Origin of the sequence: Dyella sp., from assembly GCF_036568765.1 — a bacterium.
In the GTDB taxonomy this organism is placed as follows: domain Bacteria; phylum Pseudomonadota; class Gammaproteobacteria; order Xanthomonadales; family Rhodanobacteraceae; genus GSA-30.
On the sequence record NZ_DATCRY010000174.1, the window covers coordinates 1 to 6,866 of the forward strand.

The 6,866-nt window shown below is 64.1% G+C and carries 6 protein-coding genes and 1 tRNA gene; 5 read left to right on the plus strand and 2 right to left on the minus strand.

Translation table 11 applies throughout. The features are described from left to right. Positions 1–41: 41 nt before the first annotated feature. Together prfA and hemA are read right to left on the minus strand one after the other, a co-directional pair. Entirely contained in the window at positions 42–1,118 is a 1,077-nt protein-coding gene (gene prfA, locus VIM98_RS12130) for a peptide chain release factor 1 (protein WP_331993367.1), read from the minus strand. A gap of 61 nt (positions 1,119–1,179) precedes the next feature. Next, on the minus strand, positions 1,180–2,457 hold the full coding sequence (hemA, locus tag VIM98_RS12135) for a glutamyl-tRNA reductase (protein WP_331993368.1): 1,278 nt from the start codon (positions 2,455–2,457) through the stop codon (positions 1,180–1,182). 160 nt (positions 2,458–2,617) lie between these two features. Here hemA and VIM98_RS12140 point away from each other — a divergent pair, with 160 nt between their 5' ends. The 5 genes from VIM98_RS12140 to VIM98_RS12160 all read left to right on the plus strand — a co-directional run. After that, positions 2,618–4,303, plus strand: a complete 1,686-nt coding sequence (locus VIM98_RS12140; protein ID WP_331993371.1) for a tetratricopeptide repeat protein — start codon at positions 2,618–2,620, stop codon at positions 4,301–4,303. Continuing rightward, positions 4,300–4,908, plus strand: coding sequence for a lipoprotein insertase outer membrane protein LolB (gene lolB, locus VIM98_RS12145; protein WP_331993369.1), 609 nt, complete (start codon positions 4,300–4,302; stop codon positions 4,906–4,908). The genes VIM98_RS12140 and lolB overlap by 4 nt, the downstream gene beginning before the upstream one ends. 148 nt (positions 4,909–5,056) lie before the next feature. Further along, the gene (gene ispE, locus VIM98_RS12150; RefSeq protein WP_331993370.1) at positions 5,057–6,436 is read left to right on the plus strand and encodes a 4-(cytidine 5'-diphospho)-2-C-methyl-D-erythritol kinase; all 1,380 of its coding nucleotides are present in this window, start codon (positions 5,057–5,059) and stop codon (positions 6,434–6,436) included. 58 nt (positions 6,437–6,494) lie between these two features. Next, positions 6,495–6,571, plus strand: a tRNA-Gln gene (locus tag VIM98_RS12155). A 48-nt stretch (positions 6,572–6,619) separates the two neighbouring features. Then, positions 6,620–6,866, plus strand: a 247-nt coding sequence (locus VIM98_RS12160; RefSeq protein ID WP_331993372.1) for a ribose-phosphate pyrophosphokinase-like domain-containing protein, incomplete at its 3' end; no start/stop codon positions are given.

Sequence of the window (6,866 nt, forward strand, 5' to 3'; positions counted from 1 at the left end):
GCTCGCAAGCCCGTAAGCCCGCCGATGCGCATTGCGTCCGGTCAGGCGGTCAGGGTCTTGAGCTCGTCGGCCTGGTGTTCACGGGTAAGCGTATCGATCAGCTCATCCAGGTCGCCCTGGATAACCTCCGGCAACCGGTACAGGGTCAGGTTGACGCGATGATCGGTGATTCGCCCCTGCGGGAAGTTATAGGTACGAATGCGCTGGCTGCGGTCGCCGGAGCCGACCTGCAGGCGCCGCGATTCGGCCTGGGCGGCAGTTTGCTTGCTGCGCTCGTCGTCGAGCAGGCGCGCCTTGAGCAGGCTCATCGCGCGGGCACGGTTTTTGTGCTGGCTGCGCTCGTCCTGGCACTCCACCACAATACCGGTGGGCAAGTGGGTAATGCGGATGGCCGAATCGGTTTTGTTGACGTGCTGACCACCGGCGCCGGAAGCCCGGAAGGTATCGACCTTGAGATCGGCGTCACGCAATTCGATATCGGCGATGTCTTCGACCTCGGGCAGGATTGCCACAGTCGCGGCCGAGGTATGGATGCGGCCTTGCGATTCGGTTTCCGGTACGCGCTGTACACGGTGAGTGCCCGATTCGAATTTCAGTCGCGAGAACGCGCCAGCGCCTTCGATACGCGCGACGATTTCCTTGTAGCCGCCATGCTCGCCAGGGTGCTCGCTCAAGACTTCCACATGCCAGCGCCGCCGCTCGGCATAGCGCGTGTACATGCGGAACAGGTCGCCCGCAAAGATGGCCGCCTCGTCGCCGCCGGTGCCGGCGCGCACTTCGAGGAACAAGTTGGCCTCGTCGCGCGGATCCTTCGGCAGCAGCAGGATCTGCAATTCGCCGTCCAGCTCGATCAGGCGCTGTTCCAGCCGCGCGATATCCTCGGCCGCCATCTCTCGCATGTCCGGATCGTCCAGCATGGACTGCGCGTCGGCGAGTTCGTGCTCGGCCCGGTCGTGTTCGCGCAGGGAAGCGGTGACGGGTTCGAGCTGCGCATATTCGCGCGACAGTTCGCGAAAGCGGTTGTTGTCGGACAGCACATCGGGTTGGCCGAGCAGCAGCCCGACTTCTTCGTGGCGCTCGGCGAGAGCTTCGAGTTTGCGGCGAATCGAGGGTGTCATGGGGCGAGTGCTGACAAAGAGGAGGAAGAGGGCGCGAGCGGGCGGGTGGAACGTCGCGTCGCTACTTCTCCATGTCGAGCTTCTCGTCGTCGTTCAAACCATAAAGACGGCCGGCCGCGTGCAGAAGCTCCATGTCGCCGTTCAGCGCCGCCTCGCGCAGGCGCGCGCTGGGGTGGTGCAGCAGCTTATTGGTCAGCGTATTGGCAAGGAAAGCCAGCGCTTCTTCCGGCGGGCGGCCCCGCGCAATCATCGCCTGCGCCTTGGCCAGCACTTCGTCGCGATAGGTTTCGGCATGCTGGCGCATATCCAGGGCAGGATTGCGTACACCGAGCGCCCGGCGCCAGGCCATGTAACGTTCGACCTGCAAATCGATGATCGCATCGGCTTCGCGGGCTGCCGCTTCGCGCGAGCGGCGGTTGTCGTCGATGACCTGTTTGAGATCGTCGATGCCGTACAAGAAGACATCGTCGAGTGTGCCGACGCCCTCTTCGATGTCGCGCGGTACAGCGATGTCGACCATGAACACCGGTTTGTGGCGGCGCGCATGCACGGCTTTTTCCGCCATGGTCCGGGTGACCACCGGAGTACGCGACGCCGTGGAAGAGATCACGATGTCGGCTTCGGCCAGGTGTTGCGGCAGATCGTGCAGGGCGATGGCATAACCGCCGTGGCGGCCGGCCAGCTCCTGCGCGTTTTCCAGCGTGCGATTGGCCACGATCAACCGGCGGACCTGCTTGTCGACCAGGTGGCGCGCGGCCAGCTCGATGGTGTCGCCTGCGCCGATCAGCAGTACGCAGGCCTGGCGCAGGTCGGTAAAGACCTGTTCGGCCAGGCGGACCGCGGTGAAGGCGACCGACACCGTATGTGCGCCGATGCGCGTATCGGTGCGTACCCGCTTGGCGACGGCGAACGTGTGCTGCAGCAGGCGGTCCATCGGTGCGCCCATCGTCTGCGCATCGCGCGCAAGCTGATACGCATCCTTGACCTGTCCAAGAATTTGCGGTTCGCCAAGCACCATCGAGTCCAGCCCGGTCGCGACGCGAAACATGTGACGGACCGCCGCATCTTCGTCGTGACGATAGAGGAACTCGTCCAGCCTGCCCGGGGTCAACCGGTGATGCCGGTCCAGCCACGACCTGGGCATATCCTCCGCGCCGGCCTTCACGCTGACGTAAAGCTCAGTGCGATTGCATGTGGAGAGGATAAACGCCTCCTCGACGCCGGGCTGGCCGCGTAGGTCATGCAGCGCCTTGCTCGCGGCATCCTCATCGAATGCCACCTGTTCGCGCAGGCTGACCGGCGCGGTGAGGTGATTGAGCCCAAGGGCGATCAGCGTCATGACTTGAAATTAAGTGGCGGCGGCTCGAACCGGGCGGCGTAAACTAGAATCGATACCCGGTCCGGGCATCGAACTGACCGGAACAGATGGTTCAATGGAGAATAGTGTGCTGAGCAGGTCGGCCAAGTTCAAGCAACTGCGGCATTTCGGGGTGAGTTTCATGCTCTTGGCCCTGGTGGGGTGTGCGGCGCTGCCGGGACGCTCCGAGAATAGCGCGACGGCATCCCGGCAACCGCTGGAGCGGCTGCAGGTGGTTACCCCGGATGCCGATCACGACCTGCTGGCCCAGCTCATGGTCGGTGAGATGGCGCTTACCCGCACCGATCTCAAGGAAGCGTCGGCCGCTTACAACCGCGCGATGATGCTCTCGAACGATCCGCGCATTGCCGAACTGGCGACCGGCATGGCCGTGGCCATTCGTGACGATGCGGCCGCCCAGCGGGCGATTGCCCGTTGGCAGGCGTTGGGCGCCAAGCCGGCCGAACTGGCTCAGGCACGTGGTCAGCTGGCCTTGGGCCAGGGCAATACTGCCGAGGCGCAGCGGCAACTGGAACTCCTTACCGAGTCCGGTGACGCGGACGCCTGGCGCCAATTCGGTCGTGTGCTGGTCGGCGGCCGGGACCCGGCGCAGGCTTCGCACTTGCTCGAGACGCTGGCTACGCCGCAACGTTTGCCGGCCAATGAAGTCCAGGCGTGGCTGGCGATGAGCGAGTTGGGCGATCGGCTTGGGCGCACCGGCTACTCTCAGCAAATCGCCGAAGCAGCAGTGAAGCGGTTCGGTACGGCCGAGGCTTATGCGTGGGATGCGCAGCTGAAATATAAGGCGGGCGATCGCAAGGGCGCCCAGGCGATGTTCCAGAAGGCTATCGCCAAGTCGCCGAAAAACATCCGCTTGCGCCTGGCTTATGCCAGCTTGCTGGGGCAGAACGGCGATTACGCCGGTGCCGGCAAGCTGCTTGCCGACGGTCCGCAGAATGCCGACACCTTCCAGTTGCGTGCCGCGCTGGCTGCGCATGCCAATGACACCAAGACCTTGCAGCGGCTTTACGGCCAGCTGCAGCACTCGCCCGAAGACGTGCGCAACGACAGTGCGTATCTGCTCGGTCAGCTGGCCGAAATGCAGGGGCAGAAAGAAGACGCCCTCAAGTGGTATGGCCAAGTGCCGGACGAGGACGAACACGCCTTCGATGCCGACTTGCGCAGTACCGTGCTGATGCAGGAACTGGGCCGTTCGGCCGAGGCGCATACGCAGCTGGAGCAAATGCAGGCCGACTATCTCGATCAGCCCGCGCAGTTGCGCCGTACTTTCGAGGTCGATGCCGAGCTGTACATGCGCGAGCAGCAATACGCCAAGGCCGATGCGGCCTATACGCGGGCCTTGCAGGTCGCGCCGGACGATCCGGGATTGCTGTACGGCCGCGGTCTGGCTTATGCGTCGGGCGGCAAGACGGACCTCGCCATTCGCGACCTGCGGCGTGTCTTGGAGCTCAAGCCCGGCGACGCCGACGCCAGCAATGCCCTGGGTTTCACCCTGGCCGATGCCAACCGTGACCTGCCGGAGGCCGAGCAGTTGATTCAGATTGCACGGGCTGCCAAGCCGGACGATCCGGCTATCGCCGATTCCTGGGGCTGGGTGCAGTACCGTCTTGGCCATCTGGATCAGGCCCAGCAAGTCCTCGCTGGCGCCTGGCAGAGTCAGAAGGACGCCGACGTGGGCGTGCATCTGGGCGAGGTGCTGTGGCGGCTTGGTCGGCAGGAAGAGGCGCGGCGGGTGTTCGATGAGGTACGCAAGATCGATCCCAAGAACAACGCCTTGCACGAAACGCTCAAGCGTCTGAATCCATGAAGCCGAATTATCGTCTTTACACAGCCGCGCTGCTGTCGCTGCTGCTGGCTGCCTGCGCACCTCGACAGGCTGTGCGCCTGCAGGGCGACACAGCCATGTTCAACGACCAGCAGGCACGCGAGCAGGCACTTGCCCGTACCGATCGATGGACGCTGGAGGGTCGTATCGCTGTCTCCGATGCCCATACGAGCGGTAGCGGCGATATCACCTGGGTGCAGGACGGCGAGCGCTATGAATTCACCATTCGCGGCCCGTTCGGCAAGAGCTTCCGTCTGACCGGCAGCCCAGGCCAGGCCTTGCTCGAGGGTATGGACGGCGGACCGGTCGGCGGTGCCGATGCCGAGGCTTTGCTGCGCAAGGCGCTGGGCTGGGAAGTGCCGCTGCGCGACCTGCGCGCCTGGGTGCTTGGCCTGCGTGCCGACGGCGGTCCGGCCGAGCTGAGCTTCGGTGCCGACCGCTTACCGTCGTTGCTGCAGCAGGATGGCTGGAATGTCGATTATCGTGAATGGGATACGACCCATCGGCCAGCTTTGCCGAAGAAGGTGTTTGCGGACAAAAAGCCGTTCAAGGTGAAGCTGTCGATCGATAGCTGGGATCTTCGGTGAGGCCGCGCCTGGCGGTGCCTTGAGGAGTTAGGGGAGAGTTGGGTGGAAGTAAGTATGTCCCTGCCTGAAAGGCATACCGCATAATCGTGCTCTTGTCTCCTCACTCCTGGCCCCTCCCAGGCGGCGTAGCCGTCGACCTCACTCCCAAATGTTTTCCATCCACCGCGCCAAGCCCTCACACATCGGCACCCTTTGCGCCATCGAGCGCAGCGCGGTCGAGCTGTTTCGCGGGCATGAAGCATGGCCGGCGTACTCGGCCGTAGAGCTGCCCCCGGATGTGCTGGGCGATGCGATTGCGCGCGGGCTGGTTTGGGTCGCATTGAACGAGGCCCAGGAGCCGGTCGGGTTTATCTGCCTGGATACGGAAGAGGGCGGCGCCAGCATCGGCGTGGCCGAGATCGATGTGCTGCCGACCTGGGGCAGGCGTGGCATCGGTGCTGCCTTGCTCGAGCACGCCTGCGACTGGGCGCGTGCGGCGGGATATCGTTCGATCGAGCTGGGTACGCTACGTGACGTGCCATGGAATGCGCCTTTCTATGCGCGCCATGGCTTTGTCGAAGTAGACAAGCATGCGCCCGAGTTCGCTTTTGCGCTGGAGCGCGATCGCGAGAACGGCTTTCCCGATCGTCTGCGTGTTTTCATGCGCCGCAAGCTGGAGCGATTATCGGCCGACGATTGGTCGATCTGGCCGGCGCCGGCCAAACTGAACTTGTTCCTGCGCATCACAGGTCGGCGCGCCGACGGCTACCACGAGCTACAAACGGTGTTTCGCCTGCTGGATTGGGGCGACGAATTGCGCCTGCGCTTGCGAACCGACGGGGCAGTCTTGCGGGTCAATGAGATTGAGGGTGTGCCGGCGGAGACCGATCTGACGGTGCGCGCTGCCAGGATTTTGCAGCCACTTGCCCCTGCCGGAGCAGGCGTGGATATCGGCCTGGAAAAGCGCGTCCCGATGGGCGGAGGGCTCGGCGGGGGCAGCTCGGACGCCGCCACGGTGCTGGTAGCCCTCAATCGGTTATGGGGCTGTGGCCTGGACATCGATAGCTTGGCCGAGCTCGGGTGCCAACTGGGTGCCGATGTCCCGGTCTTCGTGCGCGGGCGTTCGGCCTGGGCCGAGGGCGTGGGCGAAAAACTCGAGCCGTTTACCCTCCCGGAACGTTGGTACGTCGTGGTCGATCCCCACGAACACGTGCCGACCGCAGCACTTTTTCAAGCGCGCGAATTGACACGAAATGCGCCACGGGCGACAATTTCTTCCTTTACTTCGGGCGAAACAGCCGAGAACGCATTCGAGCCGGTCGTTCGTGCACGCCACCCCAAGGTGGATGCGGCGCTGAACTGGCTGGGCGAGTACGGTCGGGCAAGACTTTCCGGCAGCGGTGCCTGCGTATTCGTGGAGACACGATCGCGTGACGCGGCCGAGGTGATCGCCGAAGCGTGTCCGGCCTCCTTCACCGCGTGGGTTGTCGCGGGTGTGAATGTGTCGCCGTTGCACCAGGCACTGCACCGTCATGCGGGGCGTGCCTGACACAAGTTATCGCGCGTCGGTCGCCAGTGGTCGTCGCGGGTTGTGGATAGAGAAACACTGGGGCGTCGCCAAGCTGGTTAAGGCACGGGATTTTGATTCCCGCATGCGCAGGTTCGAATCCTGCCGCCCCAGCCATTCAAGAATGGCTTTCTTTGAGGAACCCACGTGGACACGTCCACCCCGATGCTCTTCACCGGCAATGCGCACCGCAAGCTGGCAGAGGATGTCGCCCAGCGTTTGGGTGTGCCGCTCGGCAAGGCGCTGATCGGCCGCTTCAGTGACGGCGAGACGCAGATCGAGATCGAAGAAAACGTCCGTCGCCAGGAAGTGTTCGTGCTGCAGCCGACCGGCGCACCGAGCGCGGAAAACCTGTTCGAGCTGTTGACTCTGGTCGATGCGCTCAAACGCGCCTCGGCGGCCAGTGTCACGG